The organism is Streptomyces lunalinharesii (genome assembly GCF_039532155.1).
Lineage (GTDB): Bacteria > Actinomycetota > Actinomycetes > Streptomycetales > Streptomycetaceae > Streptomyces > Streptomyces lunalinharesii.
Genome location: NZ_BAAARK010000059.1, coordinates 1 through 20,183, shown reverse-complemented (window position 1 = coordinate 20,183; position 20,183 = coordinate 1). Strand labels below are relative to the sequence as shown.

The following is a 20,183-nucleotide window of genomic DNA, read 5'->3' as shown; positions in this document are numbered from 1 at the left end:
GCGACGGGTCGGGGGACGGGGTTAGGACGGGGGCGGGGTGCGCAGGTAGAGGAAGCCGTCGCGGGCGGGTGGGCGGCCGGCGTCGAGGGCTTTGTCGCTGATCTGGGCTTCGGTGCCTGCCGTGCTGATGGCGTAGTCCCGCCAGGTCTTGTCGTCCCTGCGCTCCACGAAGGTCCACTCGCCCTGCCAGGCCGCCGGGCGCGGCATCCTGAGCTTGCCCAGCAACTCCTCGGTCGCCAGGAGCGGGCCGGTGCGGAACGCGGCACGGCCCGAGTGGACGAAGGGGCTCACATACCGCTCCGGGAGCCTGATGTCCTCGGCGGGGACCACGTCGGTGAAGGCGTGCACGGCGGCGAAGGGGTCGGCCAGGAGCGTCACCCGGGTGTCCAGTGAGGGGTCCGGCGGCGCGGCCGGGTCGGGCCGCGGCGTGAAGGTCACCTTGACTCCGTCGTGCCGCGGGCCCGGGCTGAGGTAGCCGTCGCTCTGCGGTGGCCGGGGATCGGTGACGTACACGGTGTCGTAGCTGCTGCCCTGCACGTACCCGTAGAGGCCGTCGCTCGGGAGCGCCGCGGCTCCGAGCCTGACGGTGAAGGGCGCTTTCGTGTAGGCGTCGTCGCCGCTGGTACCGACGTGCTTCCACTGCGGGCTGACGGTGATCGGCCCGGCCAGCTCGCCGCGGAGCCGGGCCCGCAGGAGGACGATCGGGCGGCCGAGGAGCAGGGACAGGTCTCTGGCGGTGGCGCCGGGACCGGGGGCGATGGTGGCGCTGATGCGGTCGATGGAGGTGACGAGCGCGGACAGTGCCTTGTGGGGTCTGCCGCGGAGGGCGGTGACGAAGGCATGCAGGTGCGGCATGGTCGCGGGGTCGAGGTCTGCGCAGTGCGGTACGGGGCGCCAGACAATGTGGGACTCGCCGTTCTTCTTCACCGCCGTGCGGAGTTCACCCGCGGGCTCGCCTGAAGGGGCGTAGACGAGCAGGGACTTCGCCAGGTGGTTGACGAGCAGCCATCCTGCTACAGGGCTCGGCTGTGCGGTGGTCGCCAGTACGGGGTCGATGACCCGTCGGTCGTCGGTCGCGCTCAGGTAGTCCAGGCGTAGGCGGGCGGGTTGCTGGAGCCGGGGCGTGAGCTGGACCCACTTGTTGGCGGCCTCATCCCGGACGGGCTGGCGGGGGACGATGTGCGGGGAGCGGGCGAGTTGGTCGCTGGCGTAGTTCTTGGTGATGAGGTCGAGGGAGCGCCCGAAGTTGTCCACGACGCTCAGACGGGTGAGGAGCATCTGGCCGCTGCACAGGGGGCGGAAGGCCCGGCCGGTGTCCTTCAGCTCCTGTTCCAGGGGGATGCTGCGCGGGCCGCCGGCGACGAGTTTCTCTGTGCCGGGGTAGTGCCGCGGGGGCATCCCGGCCGGTGTCGCGTGGGCGTCTTCACTGCTCAGGACTATCCACGGGTTGAGGCCGTGCAGGGTCTGGGAGAGGAGGTCGAGGGTGCCGGCCTCCTCGGCTTCGGTGCGCAGGCGCTCGGCCGCGTCACCGGTGAGGCTGTGGCTGTGGTGTTCGAGCTGCCGCTGGAGGATGTGCGGGACGCTCGGGGTCAGCAGCGAACGCCCGTGGACGGTGGGACCCGGGGAGGTGGCGGCTTTGCTGCGGGTCCACTGCAGGCGGCCGTCGCCGTCGAGTGCCCAGGCGCCCTCGGCGCTGCCGGACGTGCCGCCGGATCCGCTGGGGAAGGACAGCGGGTGTACTTCCGCCTTCCACAGGACGAACAGGGGGGACCAGGGTTCGGCGGTCCAGCGGTCGGTGAGGTCGGGCAGGGTGCCGGTGGCCTGGTCAGGTTTGGCGTACAGCTCCTCAAGGCGGGTGGGGTGGGTGGCTGGTTGGGAGGAGGCGAGCCGGGTCGCTTCGTGCAGCAGCCAGAGTTCTCCGGCCAAGGCGGTGGGCGAGGGTGATCCCTGGCCGCTGCCCGGGGCCGGGAGCTTTTTCCAGGCTCCGGCGGGCAGTTGAGGCGTGACAGTTGTGCCGTTCTTGTCGCGGAAGGCCGTGATCAGCTTGTCGGAAGCCCGGCACTTAGGGGGTGGCGGAATCGCCGGCTGCCGGCGGCCGCGGGCACCGCGGATGAGGACGACGGGGTCGGTCGGAGCGTAGTCGTGGCCGTGCGGGTGGCGGGTCAGGTCGGCGGCGATGGAGTGTTCGGTGCCGGTCTTCAGCCGGCGGCGCAGTTCGGTCACGTCACCGTGGAGTTTCTTGACCCGGGCTGCCAATGAGGTCGTGACGGCGGGGTCGAGATCGGCGTTCAGCTTTTCGGTGACTTGGGCGGGGTGCTTGCTGTCGGGGAGGTTGCGCAGCCACCACAGGTGGTACAGGCGTGCCTGGGCGCCGCGCAGGCACGCCTCGGCGTGAGCGAGGGCGGCTTCCAGGGTGTTGAGGTGCTCCACGGGCGGAATGGCGTGGGGGCCCTCCTGTCGGTCGGCTGTGCCCGCCTGCCAGGACCAGCGGAAGCGGGCCGGGGTGCGGTGGAACCAGTCGCGGTGCAGCGTGTGGGCCGTCGTAGCAGGGGTGTCGGATTCATCGATGAGGCCGTGCTGGAGGGCGGTGAGCAGGGAGCCGGTTGTGCTGGCCGGTCCGGTGAGGGCGGTCAGGGCGTCGCTGGCACTGTGGCCGATGGCGACCTGCACCGCCTTCTGTCCGTGGATGACCTTGTCGGGGTCCGGCATGGACTCCTTGACGTCTTTCTGGCCTGTTGGGTCCCAGATGACGGACAGGGCGTTGCCGACGAACAGCGAGCGTTTGGGGAACTCCGTCATGCCCGGGGGCAGCCGCCAGCCCAGCCGCCTCGGGTCGGTGGTGGTCGTGAGGATGTCGTCGGCGGCGCGGGAGTACCACCCGACGACGAGGTAGCTGACGGCAAACCACTCGTTCTCCATGCCGGAGGCGTTGTCGCGAAGGGAGAAGACGTTGTGGCAGTACGGCTGGAAGGAGGCGAAGGCGGTCAGGCCCGGTCCCACGCAGGTGAGGAACTGGCTGTCATGGGGGCGGGGTTCGCTCCAGCCTTCGGCGCTCTTGACCTCGCCGATCCAGCACGTCTCCAGCTTCCCGGAGCTGTCCGGCCTGGCGTAACGGGCGGCGGCGGCGTCCCCGTCGTCGATGGTCTTGCGCAGGCGGTCGCTGTCGACCATCCAGGAGGCGGTGGTGCGCTTTTTGCCGTCCGCGTTGGTGGCGTAGCGCAGGACGAGCCAGCGGTTCGGGACGAGGGGAAGCGACGGCCTGCTGTCTGCTGTGGTGTCGGCGTGGCAGAGGGCGTCGGGGAGCTGCCAGTGCAACCGGATGCCTTTGTCGCGGCTCTGGTTGAGATTGAAGCCGTTGAACGGGTCGGGTTCCACGGGCCGGTGGGAGCTGAGCGCACCGCGGAAGTCCGGGCGCCACCGCACGAACGCCTTGTTCTTGCGGAAGGGCATGGTGCGGGCATGCACCCGGACCGGGACGACGAGAGGGCCGGTGGCCATGGGTGTGCTGCTCCTAGGCGGAGGGGAAGGTGATCTGGTACGGGCTGTTCAGCAGCTGGATCGCGAGGTCGGACGACTTGAAGGACTGAGGGGCGATGTTGTGCTGTTTCGCCAGCGCTCTGGTGAGCGAGGAGTTGCCGGTGCCGAGGGTGAACACGGCGCGTTTCACGTCCCGTTGATAGGAGGTGAGGCCGGTCAGTGTCTTGCCGGGGATCTCCTTGCCGCAGTTCTTCCCGCCGGGCTCGCGGAGGTTGATGGTGTCGGGGCCGTCGATGCCGAAGTGCAGGCCCTGCGCGGGCTCGCGCAGGACGACTTTCTTGGGCACTGTCTCGAAGAGGCAGAGCAGTACGTCGGCGGAGAGACATGCGCGGCGCAGGATCTGTGTTGCCTCGGCCCGGCCGAAAGCCTCGATGACCAGGTCCGGACAGTCGCAGACCAGCGAGGAGCGCAGCAGCAGGCCCGCTCGGGGAGGCAGCGGTGGCGGGATCGCGGTGAGCGTCCGCTCCGCCAGCCGTTCCACGCCGCCGAAGCAGCCGGGGCTGCTGGCGCCGGCCCGCAGGTGGGACAGCCACGCGGGGTCGATGTGGAAGAACCGCAGGCTCTCCGGAGGCAGCATCCCGGCGTCCGGCACCAGGTAGGCGAAGGGGACCTGTTCCAACACGTCGAGACGGTCCAGCCAGGAACGGGCCTCGGACAGCTCACCGGCTTCCGCGCCGGCGGCGGCCAGGGCGTGCAGGACATCGTCGGGGCGGTCGTCGAGGAGCCGGGTGATGTGGTCGCCGCGGCCCCACGGCCGGGCGGCGGGTTCCTCCGCGGGCGTGGCGGAGGAGAGGGCGGCGTCGATGCTTGCGGAAAGCCCGCGGTCCAGGCAGGACGCGAGCCGTTCACGGGGCGAGGCCGGGGCCTGCCAGCGGCCGGACTCGGGCGGGCCTGCGGCGAGCATCCGGGTCACCACGGCGCGAGCCGTGTGCTGCCAGCCGGTGAGCGATGCCACGTAGTCGGCGTCGGACAGGGCCAGGGCGCGGCCGAGGCTCCACGCGGAGGCGTAGCTGATGTCGAACATCCCGTGCTCGGGCAGGTAGATGGCAGCGTGGTCACCGCTGCATGCGGGGTCGGGTGGCTCGGGTAGACCGGGCGCGACGACGGGGGTGAGGGGGCCCCGGTACCAGGCGAGGGTCTGCTCGCCCGACGACATTCGGCTGGGCAGCGCGACGTAGCCCCGCCGCAGCCGGCGGGACACCTCCTTCTCCGCGGCGCCGGAATCCATGGGGACTGTGAGGGGGCGTCGCAGCAGCAGGTCGCCGGCGGCGAGTCTGGTGACGACAGCGGGAAAGTGCCGGATCTTGCCGTCGAAGGCGAAGGTCCAGGACCACAGGGAGACCAGCCGGACGCGTTGTGTGCCGCCCGGCAGGGTGCCGGACAGGTGTTGCCCGTGGCCCTCCAGGGAGACCAGGTGTGCAACGTAGTGACCTGTGGCCTTGGGGAGGCGGCTGGCGAGGACGACCGCGAAGTCGCCCTCGACGATGTCCTCTCCGCGGGTGCTGTGGTGCGGCTTCACTTTGCGGACGTGGGCGAGGTGGGCGAGTTCGTCGTCGGTGTCGCGGGGGCAGACTTGGGTGAACGCGTCGGCGATGACGTCGATGGTGCGGCAGGGGCGGGTGGCCTCGACAGCGGTCGGTGTGAGGGCGGGGACGGCGACGTGGCTCTCCGGCTTGGGGACGTCCGCGCCGAGGCGGGGCGTGGCCAGGCCCTCGGCCGCGGGATCCTCGTGGATCTCGCTGGGGCCCAGGACGAGGAGGGCGAGCCAGGGCAGGTTCTTGTGCCGGTCCTCGGCGCTGATGACGCGCTGCCAGGGCAGTGACGGCTGCCGCAGTGTGCAGTGCGCGAAGGTCTGGTCGAAGCGGCCTGCGGCGCCGCTCGCCGGGTTGACGGCGTGGACGAGGGACGGGCCGAGGGTGAAGCGGGGCGCCTCCACGTGCACAGGCTGTTCGAGCGGCCGGAAGAAGTCCTGGCCCAGCTCGGTGTGGTCGGAGCTGACGAGTTTCTGGGTGACGGTCACGGTGTACTCCCCGGCGGTGAGTCCGGGGTGCTGGGCGTCGTGGAAGTGCAGATTCAGCGGGGCGGGCATGGCGTGGCTCAGCTCTCTGTCACGGTCAGCGGCGCGTCGGTGAACGCGGACTCGACATCCCGGCCGTAGCGGGACAGCGGGGAGTTGCGCAGGGGGACCGGCGGGGCGGTGTGCAGCTTGGTCTCGTCGCGGGCCAGCACCTCGGCGCCCGCCTTCTTCAGGGCGGCGAGTACGGAGTCGCGGGCGGTGGTGGCGGGGGCACCGCTGATAGCGGCGACCTTGCCGACCGCGCCGGTCTCGCGGGTGGGTTTGGCGCCGTCGACGAGCGGGGTGAGCGGTACTTTCGCGGTGTTCGGCACAGTTTCGTGCCGCAGCGCCTGGGGTGTGACCGTGCCGGGGCTGCGGCTGGGTTTCCTGACGGGGGCGGTGAGGCGCAGGCCGACGAGGCGTCCGGTGAGGAGGTGGCCGGACGGCTGGTCCGGTCGGCCCCACAGCGCCTCGGGTACGGCGCCGGTGTCGGGCAGGATGCTCCAGCCGTCGCGCTTCAGGTCCAGTACGGTGCCGCCCCTGGAGACGGTCACCGTGTGGGTCGATGTCACACCGGTCGCCTTCAGCGGGCGGATGGCCACCTTGTCGGACGTCGACTTGATCTCTTCCGTGGTGCCGCAGGGCCGGCCGATGAGCAGCGAGGTCGCGGGGGCGACGCCCGTAGTGGTGAAGGAGAAGCCGTCGGTCGCTACGGTCCACGGTTGCGTCGCGACGCCGGGCGTGCGGGGCGCGGCCAGGAGCCCGCCGACGACGCTCGCCTTCAGCGGCGGCGGAAGCTGGCGCTGGAAGTCGGCCCAGGCGACGGCGCGGCCCTTGGCTTCGGCGGAGCCGAACGCCACGGTGAACGACACAGGCCCGGCATGGACGGTGGCCCTGCCGCCGAACGGGTCTCCCCATACGTGGCAGTCGGCGGCCACCTCGGCCCGGACGGTGAAGTGGATCAGGCCGATGGAGATGTCGGCCGCGAAGCCGATCCGGACGCCGATCCGGAAGTCGTACTTCGGTGGGTTGGTCCACTGCAGGTAGCCGTCGAACCGGGCGACGAACCAGGCGCGCACCCAGCCGCCGTCGAAGACGATCGCGGTGTTCGAGCCGAGCATCAGGGAGCCGGGGGTGACCGCGAGGTAGACCGCGGAGGTGATCGAGACGGCGCCGGACAGCGCCCAGCTCGCGCCCAGGCGCGGAACTCGCGGGTAGTGCGCCGGTGGATGGTAGAGCGGGTGGTAGCCGCCGAGAGTGATGACGAAGTCGCCGCTGCGGTCAGGGCCTTTGCCCGGTTCGGGCGGGCTCCACACGTACACCGCCAGGCCACCCGTCAGCTTGAACGACGGGTTGAGCACGTAGGAGTTGTCGGTCAGCAGCGCGGTGAACGACAGCAGGCCGGGGCCGCGCTGGTACAGGGCGCGCATCGCGATCTCGATCTGCGCGTAGACGGCGTCCCCGGTCTTGAGGCGGCTGGGGAAAGTGGCGCGCAGCAGCGCGAAGAGCCCCACCGACAGATCGTCGCCGAACTCCACGAGGGCCAGGGCACGCCCGGCGAGGAACTCGAACGAGGTGAACTGGACGCCGACCGCGACCCAGTTCTGTCCCGTCCTCGGGCTCAGCCACTTCTTCGCGAACAGGTCTTTGGCCATCTCTGCGGGGCTCTGGCCGCGCAGCGCCGGGTTGCCGAGACCCGCCACCAGGGGGAAGTCCTGGACCTCGTGAGGGCCTGGGACGCGGACCGTGGCGTTGTAGCCGCCGCCGAGCATCGCGCCGGTGACGCGGAACGGCGGCGGACCGAACCCGCCACCGCCCTCTGCGGCCAGCTCACCGAAGACGCTGAAGGACCAGGCGCCACCGCCAGACTTGTAGGCGAGCTGGCCGAGCAGTTTGCCGGAGACGGTGGGCAGGCGCAGCAGCAGCATGCCGTCGAACTGGTCGGTGAAGCCAGTGGGGGGTGGTGGTTTCGAGTACAGCAGCGCACCGGCGACCTCGGCCGGTCCGGCCTTGACGGAGAGCATGAGACCGCGCAGAGCGGGAGTGACGGTGTGCGGCGCTGCCAGGCCGACGCCGACGCCGAGCCCTTCGGCTTCCAGTTCGACCCCGGCGATGGTGAGGAGCCCGTTCACGCTGACGGTGATCTTGTCAGCGGACAGGCGGATGCCGAGACCGCGCAGGCGCAGGGGGCCGATCGAGCGGTCCAGGCGCAGCTCGGCGCTCAGCTCCGCCGGCTGAGCCGGAGGGGGCGTGTGCGCCGGAGGGTGTGACGGCGTCTGCACGGCCTGCACCTGTGACGGCGGCATCTGCAAGCTCTTCGGTGCGCCCCCGGAGCGCAGAGGCACCTCTTGCCACTGTGCCCCGATCAGGACGCGGACGGCGCCACTGGCCCCCGCGGGCACGTCGCCCTCGGGGAAGCCGAGCGCGTCGGCCTTGTCAGCGCCGTACCAGGCACGCCATGCCGCGACCGTCTCTTTGGTGATCTTGCCTTTGGTGTAGCGAAGGGTGGGCGCCGCGATGCCGACGTCCTGCCCCGCGGGAAGCTGGCCCCGCAGCAGTTCCAGATCGGACAGACGAGCCGCACACGAGATCCGCAACTGTACGAGCCACCACTGCCTGCCCCCGGCCGCGGTCAGCGCGTGGCCCTTGTCCGTGGTGGCGTGGACCAGCCAGTGGCCTGCCTTGCCTTGGCTGACGGTCAGCGAGGTGAGGACGGGCAGGAGGTCCAGGGGCAGGCCGGAGACGGGAAGCTTGAGGGCTTTCAGGAACTCGGCGGGGGCGATACCGGACGTGTTGGTCCAGGTGCCGGTGAGTGTGTCGCCGTCGCCTTTGACGGCGCACTCGATGACGCGGTTCTCGACGCTCAGGGTGGCCCGGCCTTCGATGCGGTACGCGGCGCGGGTTGAGACGCCGTCGCCGCTCAGGAGGGCCTTGTCGACGTTCACCTGGAGGGCGAAGGTCATGCCCAGGCCCGGGATCGCACCGAGGACGGAGAGCTGCGCCTCCCCGCCGCTCTTCTTCTCACCGATCCCGCAGCCGAGATACGTCAGTTTCAGTTCACTGAGGCAGCCAGGGAGGGACAGGCCGAGCGCGGACAGCACATCGGCCCGTGCCGTGGGAGCGAGGTGGGCGGTGAACCACCAGCCCGCCGACTTCGTCCACTCACCGTGGAGTGCCACGCTGAGCTTCTTCACCTCCCAGTCGGCGTCGAAAGAAGCCGTGACGTGCGCGCCCGCTTTACTGACGGAGAGCCGCACCCGCGACAGCGTCAGCCAGTCCGTGATCGGCCACCGTGCCAGTTCGGCGTCCAGCCCGTAGGACGGTGTGCCGCCGCCGAAGGCACCGTGCATACCGAACCGGCGCACGAGCAAGGAGGCGACGGGCGACTGTTCCGCGGTGAAGAGCTTCGCCAGCAGCGGCCCGATGTCGACAGGCTGGTCCAGGTCACCGCTGAGCCGGTACTCGGGACCGTTCCGGGAGAGTTGCACAGCGAGCCGTACACCGGCGAGATCGAGGACGCCGCCGATCACCGCGAGCACCCGGGAGTCACGGGAGAGCGCTCCGGTCCCGGGGTCCGCGATGACGCTGAACTCGGCCGACAGCCCCCGTACGGTGAGCACGTCCGGCACCAGGGTCCAGTTCTGTTCCACGCCCACGCGCAGCCAGCACGACTGGAGCGTGCCCGCGCCGCGTCCGCTGCCGGAGGTGAACGTCACGGCCGCCCCGGTGAGACAGACCGCGGCGCCCTTGACGGGATCGGGCAGCGGCAGACCGACGCCGCCCGTCAGCGTGGCCAGCTTCGCCAGTGACAGGGTGATGGGCGGGAAGGTGCCGGTCAGCGCCCACATCCCGCCCTTGGCCGGGAGATAGCCCCAGAGGTACGGCGCAGGAGTCGCGCCCTCCACGGCGAGTTCGACGCCGAATCCTTCGCACAAGGCGAGCCGGTCGCCACCGGGCGGGATGTCGATACCGACGACGAGCCGTACACCGGCGACGGCTTTCGCCGAGTGCAGAACCTGGAACGCGGCCCTGACCGACTGGGGCAGCCAGTCGGCGGCCTGCTGGACCGGCACGGACACAGTGATCCGCAGACCGGTCACCTCTCCGCCCACCTCGGTGAGGAACCGGACGTGCCCCGGGCGCGCGGTCCTGTCCTTGAGGGTGATGGACCCGATGACCTCCAGCGCTTCCGGGTCGCACTGCGCCTGATCGATCCGCAGCTCCTGCGCCGGGAACCAGGTGGTCAGCAGGTCCTTCGCCGAGGACAAGGTGAGGAAGTCGGAGCCGATGCGCACCGAGCCCGACTGGTGCTGCAACACCTCGGGGCTGAACATGGTGCGCAGAAGGTCTGCGGAGAGTGCCATGGATACGCCTCACTCATACCAGAGTTCGAATTCACCGGAGCTGTCCAGGAGGAGGTGCCACTCCACTCCGCGCGCCTCGTTCACCCGGTCGGGCGGGGGCACGCCCGGCCCCTTCTTGGTCGCCGGCAGGCTCGCCCGGTCGACATCGGCGTCGCTCGGGATCATGGTCGTCCCGAGCGCCCGGCGCTCATCCCCGCGCCACACCTGGTACCCCTTCTTCTCCGGCCACAGGACGTACTGGTGGAAGGGTCCGCCCGGGTCGGGCTTCTTCGTTCCGGGCCGTTTGCCTGGAGGGGCGTACAGGCTGGGGCTGGTGGCCTGCCACGCCTTGATGACAGTCGAGTCCAGATGCCCGCTTCTCGGGATACGGATACTGGGATGGGGCCCGGAGCTGATGAAAAGACCCGCCGGTTCGAGAAACGAGATCCATTCCTTCGACGTGGACGTCTCGCTGCCGTGGTGCCCGCATTTCAGCCACTTCTGTGACGCCCGCTTCGGGAAGTTGTCGGATTGGTACCTCAGCCGTAGCAGGTCCTCGTTCACCATCAGGGCGTCGGCCATGAGCCAGACCTGCTGACGCTTACCGTCCGACGGCCGCGCGGGTCCCTCGACGACGCACACCATGCTGCTCGCGTTCGCCCAGTCCTCCTTGGGCCGCTGGGTGCGCTGCATCTGCCACTTCGTGAGGGCCTGGGAAGCGGCTTCCCGCCACACGTGGTCTTGGGCGAGGCTCTGCTTCTCCGCGGCGGTGGGGTTCCATGGTTTCAACGGCTTGGGAGGTTTTTGTTTGTTGATCTCTTGCACGTATTTGTTGAAGTCGATGATGTTCTTTTCCAAGCGCTCCTTGAACTCCTTGTAGGCTGCGGCTTTCTCGTCCGGGTCCTGTTTGTCGATCTCTTCTTTCGCGCATTTCTTGGCTGCGAGCGTCACCAAGTGGTCCTCGTACTCGGCGGACGCCATTGTGACAGGGTGTGCCATCAGTTCGTCGACGCGAAGCTTCCATTGCGTCTCGGCGTGCTTCTCTCCAACATATTTCTTGCCGAGCTGCCGGCGGGCTTCGGCGTCGATCCACTGGTTCCAGGCGAGCCTCGGATGAAGAGTTTCAGTGGTGGACCCACTCGGATCCGTCATGACCCAGCGCGGTACGGACGCGCGGTCCCCAGAGAACACCGTGCTCCCCGGCTTCTCGCTGTACCTCCCCAATTGCGGAGCGAGGGCGTCGACTAGTTCCTTACGCTTCGCGGCGGTCGTTTCGAGCTTCTCGAACATGTCGCGATACGCCTGGGCTTCACAGCGAGACCTCTTCTCCTTAGCGTCAGTGATTTCCGGCTTGACAGTGGTCCTGAGTCTCTTTACCTCTGCGTCGATCAGGTGGGTGACTCGGTCCGTCACGGTCCTGATGACCTTTTTCCCCGGATAGAGCCTGTTCTCTGCCCGGCCCACGGCCTGCCGTCTTCCAGGCACAGACGTCTCGGGCTTGGGAAGAGACACCCAGAGCTGGTCCGAGTAGAAGCTCGTCTCCGGCAGCGGACCCAACTGCTGGCACGTCAACAGATAAATGTTGGGAAAGGCTCCGCGCGGTGAAAAGAACGCACGCGGAGCTGTCGGTGCAAACATGCGTTCGGGCTTCTTCTGTAGCCCGTGCTTCTTGTCCTTGTGGGACGGCTCGGTGCACTTCAGTTGATTCTTGTCAGGTTCCACGTCTTCCAGGAGGCGTGCGATGAAAAACTTGTCCTTCTCCCGGTAATCGTCAGGATCGCATGAATACCACACATTGTTGATCGAGTACCGAAGCTGCTGGTTGTCGTGGCACAGGATCCTGTCCAGCCGGTTGAAGTGATCCTCGTCCGGATGACTGATCAGGAGATAGTCGAGCACGTCATCGTGGTCCGCCAGGTAGCCCGCGATGCGGTCACGCACCCATGTGATGGACGGTTCACTGGCTGCGGGAGCCGTTCCCATGGCTCGCGGGACGATTCCGCCGCCGCTCTTCGTTCCGCAATCGAGGAGGACGGTGCATTTCGTCTTGCCCGACTCGATAAAACGAATAAAGGTGCAGTCGCCCTGACCTACGTAAAAAAAGATCACCTCGACGTCCATGCGCTGACCGCCACCTCGTCGGAATTTCGTTCTACGGTTACACGTTCGGGTATGGCTCTGGATTCGATGGATTCTGTGCAGGGTTCTACTCAGGCGGACACGAGATTAGTTAGCTGTCAGCGGAATGAGTGCAGTGCATATGCGAAGGATCAGCGCGGCGGAAGCGCATGGCGTGGGGTGTGCGCCGGGCGCCGCCGGGTAGTGAAATGCGGCGCACGCGGGGCGGGACAGGCTGCACGCTCACCGGGGGTTTCGCAGGCGGCCATGAAGGCGGCGGAGACGAAGGTCCGTCCGCGGTCGGTGAGGATCTCGGGCACCACCACCAGGCCGTGCCACCGTCTGCTCAAGCCGTGCGTCCAGGGTGAGGAGGCGGCGGTTGTCGGGACGGCGGCGTGGGCCAGACGCAACTGCCCGCTTCAGCCGGGTCATGCCGGTGGGGGACGGCCGTCTCCGCCGGCAGTACGGTCGCATCCACCGCCTGGATCACGGCCGCCACCACCGGTCTCCTCGCCACGTCCAGGGCGATGGCGAGTTCGGGCCACACCGGCTGGGGCGTCGCAGCACCACTGCGCCGGTCCTGCGGGTGCCGGACAGTATCTGCCGGCATGGCGTGTTCCATCATCGGTTTCGCGTAGCGCAGACGTTGGTTGCTGTACGGGCGCCGCCGCGCCTACGCGTAGGTGAACTCCACGGCGTTGCTTTCCTCGTCGCCGTTTACGGCGACGACCTGGACCGTCCCTGTCCCCTCGGGAACCAGGAAGACGATCTCGGTCTCACCGTTCCCGTTGGTCCCGCCCTCCCACATGGTCTCGTCCCAGTCCTGGTCCCCCCAGCGCAGTGTCTGAGCCCGCAGCAGCCTCCCGGTCAACGTAACCTGGATGCCCTGCGCGCCCCTGGCCGGGTCGATGCTGTCGATGTGCAAGCTCATCGCCTGTCCCTTCGTCTCATGGCCGGGCAGTCTCCGCCCGAAGCGGCCGCGTTCACCCTGGGCATGGCCTTCCGCCTCCGCCCCCAACCGCGCCGTGCGACAGGTTCACCCGGTTGTCAGAGTGCGGGATGTGGCCTTCTGCCCGTCTTGTCATCGCTCGATGGTGTGACGTTGGGGCATCGTCGCCGGTCGGACGTTCGAGGTTCGCTTGGGTTGCGGCATGGACATGCGCAAGCCGTATTCGACTGACCTCACCGACGAGCAGTGGGCGTTAGCCGAGCCGGTGATCATGGCGTGGAAGGCCCGGCACCCTTCGGTCAGCGGTCACCAGGGCAAATACGCGATGTGGGAGATCGTGAACGCGATCCTGTATCAGAACTGCACCGGCTGCCAGTGGGAGTTCCTGCCCCACGACATGCCTCCGCCCGGCGCGGTGAAGTACTACTTCTACCTCTGGCGTGACAACGGCACCGACCAGATCTTGCACGACCTGCTGCGGTTGGCAGCTGCGGGAGAAGAAGAAGCGATTAGCCGACCCGAGCCTTGTCATCCTGGACACGCAGAGTGCCCACGCTGCCGTCGGGGTGCCGGCCGCCACGACCGGCAAGGACGCCTCGAAAAGGGTGCCGGGCCGGAAGAGATGCCTGGCTGTGGACACCATGGGTCTGGTCATCGAGGCCGTCGTCCTGCCGGCGTCCGCGCACGACAACGCCGCGGGCATCGCCCTGCTGGACGGCGTGGCCGCACAGACCGACACGGTCGAGAAGGCCCTGGTCGACCAGGGAAGGGTCGTACGGGGCGGTCTCTCGCTGTTGCCAGGCGGTGGTTCGCCCGTCCGCGCGGAAGGATCGACGCGCGGGATCAAGCTCCCGGTAGCGCCCCGCGTCACCTGGCCTCGCTTCCGTGGGTCCACGGCTCTCAGCGTCTTGAACCACGCTACTGGCTCATTCGACGAGGGCGGCGAGCCGGCCGCGGATGCTCGCGCGTTCGGCCTTGAGTTCGGCGTAGCGGATGCTGCCCATGGCGGTCTCCTTCGACGCTCGTCGCGCGAGGAGGTAGGCGGTTGTCCACTCGGGGTGGGCGAACTGCCAGAGGGCCCAGGCGACAGGCTCACGAAGGGGCTTGGTGAGTTTTCGACCGGTCACGCTGCGGTGGCGGACGTCGATGTTCTGTTGGGTGCCGAGGTATTGGCAGGCCATGTAGAGGTCCTCAGCCTGCAGGGCGCAGCCGGTGGGGATCTCGCCCGCGGTTTGAAGCGTGTCGGCGATGGCCCGGACTTGGGTGGGGGCGGGGATGCGGGCGGCGCTTAAATTCGCCAGAAGCCAGGTACGCAGCCAGCTCCTCACAACCAAACACCTCACCGAACTGCCCTGCCAACGCGGCCGATCCTCGCAGGTGGTCCTCCAATGAGTGTCGTACGCCAGCCTCACTGCGGCTGTGGGCAAACAACTTCCGTTCAGACATGCGGCGTTACCTCGATCCACCTCTGACTATGACCGTGATGAACATAGACCGGATGCCGTCATCAACGGTTCCGCGGAAGGCGGGCCGCCGCTGCCGAAGTCGGATTGCCAGGGGCACCGATAGGCGTGGTGGTCTTGCGGGGCCCGACGTGCTGCGATCGACGATTCCTACTGTCCGCCGAATGTCCAGTCGTCTTCGAGGCCACCCCCGCTATGCGTCGTGGTGGGCAGTCAGCTCGGCTTCTTCCGGCGTGTTTTCGGCAGGTTGAAGTAGAGCCGGTAGGGCGGCGGGATCGGGGCCGGTTTGCTCCGTTCGTGAAGGTGGCGGAGTTCTTCACAGGTTCATGATCGGCAAAGCGAATCGGAGCCACCTCTATCGGGTGACGTCGTGTGCCGCTGCCGGTGGGCAGGAGTGTCAGCGGTGATGGTGCTGGGGCGAGCGATAGCTTGGCGATCCCGGGTCCTGCTGCCCGCGCCCCTGACAGGCTGCGGTTCGGCAGGGCCCGGCTCCGCGTTCAGCCGTTGCCGCTGTCGTGAGCCCGGGTGGCGTTGAAGCGTTGGTCGCCCAGGGTGGCGATGACGGTGGTCAAGGCGGCGAGGGCGGCGCCGGTGAGGAAGACCGTGCTGTAGCGGCCTTGTCCGACGGGGCCGGCGGCCAGGGCGGGGGCGACGCCGCCGCCGACGAAGAGGCCGGTGACGTAGAGCGCGACGGCGGTTCCGCGGACCTGGGGCAGGACGGTGGCGGCCCAGGCCGCAAGGGAGGAGTTGCCGAACATCCAGCCGCCGCCCAGCAATACGGCCGCGATCACCACCGTCACCAGACGCGCTCCCATCGAGGCGACCAGCAGGGCGGCGACGACGAGGACGCCGCCGATGCCGATCAGGGCCCAGCGGGGCAGCGTGCGGGTGAGGGCGTTGTAGAGCAGGGACCAGGCCAGTCCGGACAGGCCGAAGACAGCGGTGACCAGGCCGGCGACGGAGGCCGAGTGGCCATGGTGTTCGAGCAGGGCGGGCAGGAAGGTCACGCAGCCCAGGACCGCGGCGCCCATCAGGAACCCGGAGCCGATCACCAGCAGGGCCCATCCGGACCGCAGGACGGTGCGGATCTGCTGCCACGGGTTGCCCGCGGCCGCGTGGGCGGGCTCGGGCAGACGCCGCAGGACCAGGCAGAGGACGAGCGCGGCGATCGCGGGCAGGGCGAAGCCGGCCCGCCAGCTCACGGCGGCGGCGATGATGCCGCCCAGGGCGATGCCCGCCGCGGTGCCGACGCCGCCGGCGGCGTAGAACGGGGACAGCGCGCGCTTGACCAGTTCGGCGGGGACAGTGTCGCCGACGTAGGTGACCGCAGTGGGGTTCACGCCCCCGTAGCAGGCCCCGGTGATCACCCGCGCGATCAGCAGGACCGTCATCGAAGGGGCGAGCGCGGACAGGGCGCCGCCGGCCAGGGCACCCAGCAGGGCGAAACGGAGCATCCGGACACGGCCGAAGCGATCCGAAAGCATCCCCCAGGCGGGCTGGAGGCAGCCGTAGGCCAGGAAGTAGGCGCTGGCCACCGCGACGGCCTCCGCCAGCCGAGCATGCATCCCGGCCGCGATCGCCACCAGCATGGGGGTGACGACGAACCGGTCGAACGTCGACCAGAACGCCGCCACCACCAACGAGAACGGCATCCGCTCCCGTCGGCCGGCGGCGACGGTCTCGCTCACGAGGCGGCCCGGGCCGCGTGGTGGGCTTCGGTGGCCTGGAGGCGGAAGGACTCGGTGCCGGTCTGGAGGAGCGTGCACCGGAAGGTGATCCGGTCGGCGATGGCCGCGCAGAGCCGCGGATCGTTGAAGATCGAATCCCACTCCACGAACGGGGAGTTGGTGGCTACCGCGGTCGCCTTGCACTCCTCGCGCTCGGTGAAAATCTGGAACAAGAGCTTGGCGCCCTTCTTGTCCAGATTGAGGTGGCCGAACTCGTCCAGGCAGAGGAGATCGACCTTGCTGTAGCGGGCGATGACCGAGGACAGTCGGCGGGCCGCATCGGCCTCGGCGAGCTCGCTGACCAGCGCGGACGTGGTGGTATAGCGGACGGACAGTCCGGCCTCGGCGATCGCCGTGCCGATCCCGATCAGCAGATGGGACTTGCCGGTGCCGGAATCGCCGATCAGCACCAGCGGCCGGCCTTCCTTCACCCACGTCGGCGACTTCAGATCCCCGATGATCGCGGGCTGCACGTTGGGGTTCTTCGCGTAGTCGAAGTCCTCCAGCCGCTTGGGGCGGGGAAACTTCGCCGCCCGCACCAGCCGTTGCTGGCGGCGCACGTCCCGGTCGGTGCGTTCGACCTGCAGCAGATCCAGCAGGAACTGCTTGTAGGAGGACTGCTCGCGCCGGGCGGTCGCCGCGAACTCCACGAACCGCTCGCGCACGGCCGGCAGCCGCAGATCCCGGCATGCCTCGTCGATCGCCGCGTCCTCCGGGTCACCGGGCAGCCGCATCCGCGCGGGCGGGACCTGCTCGGCCGTCTCGGAGGTCTTGCTGGGGGTCATGCTCTCGTGCCCTTCTGTCTGGCTGTCGTGCGAGGCGTCATCGGCGTCAGCAGCCGGTCGTACTCGCTCATGTCCGGCAGCCCGGTCCGCAGATCGGGCGGCAGGCGCCGGGTGTGCAGCGAGATGACCTTCGCCCCTCGCCGCCCGGCCCGTCCGGTGCGGGTTCGGGCTCCGCCCGGCCGACGGGAACGACGCCTTCTGCGTCCGTGTCCTCGCCGGGGGTGTTCTCGATGAACCGGTGGGCCTCGATCGCCACCAGGTCCGTACTGACCGAGCCGATCTTCAGCACCGCCGCCATCCCCGCGACCAGGGCGTCGGCGGGCAGCTGCCGGTGCAGCAGCAGGACCTCGATCAGCATCCGGGTGCCCTCCCGGTCGCCGGCCTTCTTCTTCGCCGCCGCCCAGAACGCCTCATGGGCCTTGGTGAACCCGCCCTCCGCGCGGGCCTGGGCCGGGGCCGCTGCACCGGCGAACGCGCCCGGCTTGACCAGCAGGATCTCCAGGTAGTGATCGAGGATGTCGTGATAGGTGTAACGCCGGGTCAGCCTCGGGTGCCGGGCGACGACCTCGCGCCCGTCGAAGACCCACACCTCGTTCGCCTTCAGCTTCACCCGCACCTTCATCCCGATGAAGCGGGCCGGCACCGAGTAGTAGCACTGCCGCACCGTGATACGGCCGTTGCGTTGGACCACCGGCGTCAGGTCCATCCCCGTGTCGTACCCGTCCGCCGGCAACGGCCGCAGCACAGGACGTTCCTGCTCGAAGTCGAACCCGACCGACGTCGGCCGGCCGTGGACGTGCCGGGCATCCTCGGCCAGATCGACCGCCGCCAGGCGCTCGTTCAGCTCCGCCAGCGAGGACACCACCGGAGCCGGCACCAGAAGCCGGCGACGGAACCGCCCGCCCTCCTGCTCGACCCCGCCCTTCTCGTGAGCCCCCTCCTCGCCCGGGACGCAGTAGAACGGCGAGAAGGAGTACCACGACCGGAAAGCGGCCCAGCGGGACGACTCGATGCGCGACCGGCCGAACATCACCTGCCGCACCGCGGGCCGGAGGTTGTCGTAACGGATGTGGACCGTCGGCACCCCGCCCAGGACCGCGAACGCCTCCTCGTGCCCTTCCAGGAACGCCTCCTGCGAGCCGGTGGCGTAGACCCGGTGGACGGCCTTGCCCGAGTACGACATCCGCAGCGTGAACAGAACGCACTTGCGGTGCTGACCGGCCAGGTCCACGAAGACGTCCGCGAAGTCGACCTCGGCCTCCTCGCCCGGCCGCTTCTCCTGCGGCACCGTCCCCTCCAGCCGCCGGCGCCGCTGCCGTTCCTCCAGCTCGACCTCGGGACGGCGCTTGCGCACGTAGTCCCGCACCGTCGAGTACGACGTCTGCTCGAAGTCCCGCTCGCCCGCCAGCCGCTCAAGGATCCGGTCGATAGTGTGCTTCTGCTTCCTCGGCGCCCGCAGATCCTCGCGCAGCATCGCGTCGATGACGTCCTTGACCGGCTCCAGCACGCTCCCGCGCGGCGGCGGCTTCTTCCGCTTCGCCGGCACCGGCGACGCCAACGCCCTCGCCACCGTGTTCCGCGACACCCTGTACCGCTGAGCCAGCATCCGACCCGACACCGCCGGGTCCAGCCGACGGTCCCGCCGGATCCGCTCAAAGAACCACTCACGCGACCTGTACACCCACGGACTCCTGACACGACCGTGATCAACGACGCACAGACTGGCCCGCCCAAACAGACGAAAGTCACCATTACGCCGTCAGCGGCATGTCACACACGATCAGACCACGTGGCTCCCATTCCCGTTTCCGGAACAGTGGCTCCCGACCTCGTTGCCGCACTGGCTCCGCTACAACCCGCCGAAAACAACGGCGGCAATATAGCGGCGGATCGCCGGTTACCGAAACCGGGGATCCACCGAATACTCGTAGCTCCACCGCCACTTCCTGACCGCCCGTCGAAAGGCAGCACAGCGACGATCTATAACGTCACCGCCACACGGCATGCAGTACCTGTTCCTGGCCCGTCACGCCGCGGCGTAGCTGAGCCGGAACAGATCTTGCGCGCGCTCCAGATCCCGCTCCGTACGCAGTTGCACCTCCAGGTCGCCGGTGCCGTGGTGGCCGAGCCCCGTCACGTTCCGGGTGAAGCCGGGAACGAGGTCGACCTTCTTCGGGTCGGCCTTGAGGTAGACGAGGAGTTTGGTCTGCTGCGGCGGGCAGACGCAGGCGAAGTTCCGCAGCCGTTGGTAGGCGGTGTACTGCTTGCGCTGCACCCGTGTGATGCCTCCTCCGAGGCCGACCAGTGCCTCGTCGACCGCCGCAGCCAGCTCGGTCATCGCGCCGCCCTGCCGTCGGGCGGTCGGCAGCCCGGCCACGCGCCGGCGAACCCGCTGGGAAGCGGCCGACTGCCCAGTGACCGAAGCCACGGTCTCCAGGCCGAAGTGGTCACTGCCGAAATACCGGTAGCGGACCAGATCGATGCTGCGCCGATGCTCGCGCACGGCGTGCGCGTCGTAGCGGGTGAAGTCGCCGGCCACGCAGATAAGCCGCGGTGCGCTCCACAGGATCTGGGACGCGGCCGTAACACCGAGCCGGTCACGGACCAGGTTCCGGAAGGCGTCCTTATGGGTCGTCAGCCAAGCCATGTAATACAGGCCCTGATTGATTACCCCGGCGGCGGTACCTCGCTTGTACTCGATGATGACCGGTGCACCATTCTCGTCGAGTCCCAGCGAATCGATACGACCGCCGTCGACGCAGTCAATGACGTACTCGCTCGCCAGGAACGTGACGCCCAGCATCGTCTCCATGTGCGCCTCGACGAGACCCTGTATATCCGCCTCGACCTCAGCAAGACGCGGCACGACCTCGGTCACACCGCATTGCGTGTTGAACAGCTTCAGCGCCACCACTCCCCTGCACGATCCCGACGCCAGAACCGAACATCGCAGGGCCCAGGGATATTTCCGCTACCAATACCCTTTCGAAAGGGACCGAAGATCCACAGATGCACAGCCAGAACGACGTGATGCCGGACATGAACGCCCTGTACAGCCCCTCCCGCATCCGCACTACCTGGGGCGGAACCGGCAGCGTCGAAGACGCTTCCAGGGCCTTCGGGTTCTCGCGGGCCAAGGGCTACGACTTGGTCCGGCGCGGGGAGTTCCCCTGCCGTGTGCTGCGCATCGGCCGCAGCACACGCG

General features: G+C 68.7%; 9 protein-coding genes and 3 pseudogenes. 2 read left to right on the top strand and 10 right to left on the bottom strand.

All coding sequences use genetic code 11. The annotated features are described in order from the left end of the window. Window positions 1-21: 21 nt before the first annotated feature. The 5 genes from ABD385_RS38575 to ABD385_RS38555 all read right to left on the bottom strand — a co-directional run bounded on the left by ABD385_RS38575 (window position 22) and on the right by ABD385_RS38555 (window position 12,985). A complete protein-coding gene (locus tag ABD385_RS38575; RefSeq protein WP_344584598.1) occupies window positions 22-3,498 on the bottom strand; it encodes a hypothetical protein in 3,477 nt (1,158 codons plus the stop codon). A gap of 13 nt (window positions 3,499-3,511) precedes the next feature. Further along, a complete protein-coding gene (locus ABD385_RS38570; protein WP_344584597.1) occupies window positions 3,512-5,626 on the bottom strand; it encodes a hypothetical protein in 2,115 nt (704 codons plus the stop codon). Window positions 5,627-5,634: 8 nt separating this feature from the next. Further along, a complete protein-coding gene (locus ABD385_RS38565; protein WP_344584595.1) occupies window positions 5,635-9,957 on the bottom strand; it encodes a DUF6603 domain-containing protein in 4,323 nt (1,440 codons plus the stop codon). Window positions 9,958-9,966: 9 nt separating this feature from the next. Next, entirely contained in the window at window positions 9,967-12,057 is a 2,091-nt protein-coding gene (locus ABD385_RS38560) for a ComEC/Rec2 family competence protein (RefSeq protein WP_344584593.1), read from the bottom strand. A gap of 670 nt (window positions 12,058-12,727) precedes the next feature. Further along, window positions 12,728-12,985, bottom strand: a complete 258-nt coding sequence (locus ABD385_RS38555) for an IPT/TIG domain-containing protein (RefSeq protein WP_344584591.1) — start codon at window positions 12,983-12,985, stop codon at window positions 12,728-12,730. 220 nt (window positions 12,986-13,205) lie between these two features. Between ABD385_RS38555 and ABD385_RS38550 the strand changes: the two are divergent. Next, a pseudogene (locus tag ABD385_RS38550) lies at window positions 13,206-13,797 on the top strand (IS5 family transposase); the annotation flags it as partial. 132 nt (window positions 13,798-13,929) lie between these two features. On the opposite strand, the gene ABD385_RS38545 reads toward ABD385_RS38550, so the two are convergent. The 5 genes and pseudogenes from ABD385_RS38545 to ABD385_RS38525 form a co-directional block, all read right to left on the bottom strand. Next, complete coding sequence (locus ABD385_RS38545) at window positions 13,930-14,331, bottom strand: hypothetical protein (RefSeq protein ID WP_344584612.1); 402 nt, start codon at window positions 14,329-14,331, stop codon at window positions 13,930-13,932. 632 nt (window positions 14,332-14,963) lie between these two features. Then, entirely contained in the window at window positions 14,964-16,154 is a 1,191-nt protein-coding gene (locus ABD385_RS38540; RefSeq protein WP_344584590.1) for an MFS transporter, read from the bottom strand. Continuing rightward, window positions 16,151-16,927, bottom strand: coding sequence for an IS21-like element helper ATPase IstB (gene istB / locus ABD385_RS38535; protein ID WP_425585582.1), 777 nt, complete (start codon window positions 16,925-16,927; stop codon window positions 16,151-16,153). Before istB ends, ABD385_RS38540 begins: the two co-directional genes overlap by 4 nt. 47 nt (window positions 16,928-16,974) lie before the next feature. Beyond that, window positions 16,975-18,659, bottom strand: a pseudogene (istA, locus tag ABD385_RS38530) (IS21 family transposase). Between the two features lie 345 nt (window positions 18,660-19,004). Continuing rightward, window positions 19,005-19,892, bottom strand: a complete 888-nt coding sequence (locus tag ABD385_RS38525) for a DUF5655 domain-containing protein (protein WP_344584586.1) — start codon at window positions 19,890-19,892, stop codon at window positions 19,005-19,007. Window positions 19,893-19,987: 95 nt separating this feature from the next. Between ABD385_RS38525 and ABD385_RS38520 the strand changes: the two are divergent. Continuing rightward, window positions 19,988-20,183, top strand: a pseudogene (locus ABD385_RS38520) (hypothetical protein); the annotation flags it as partial.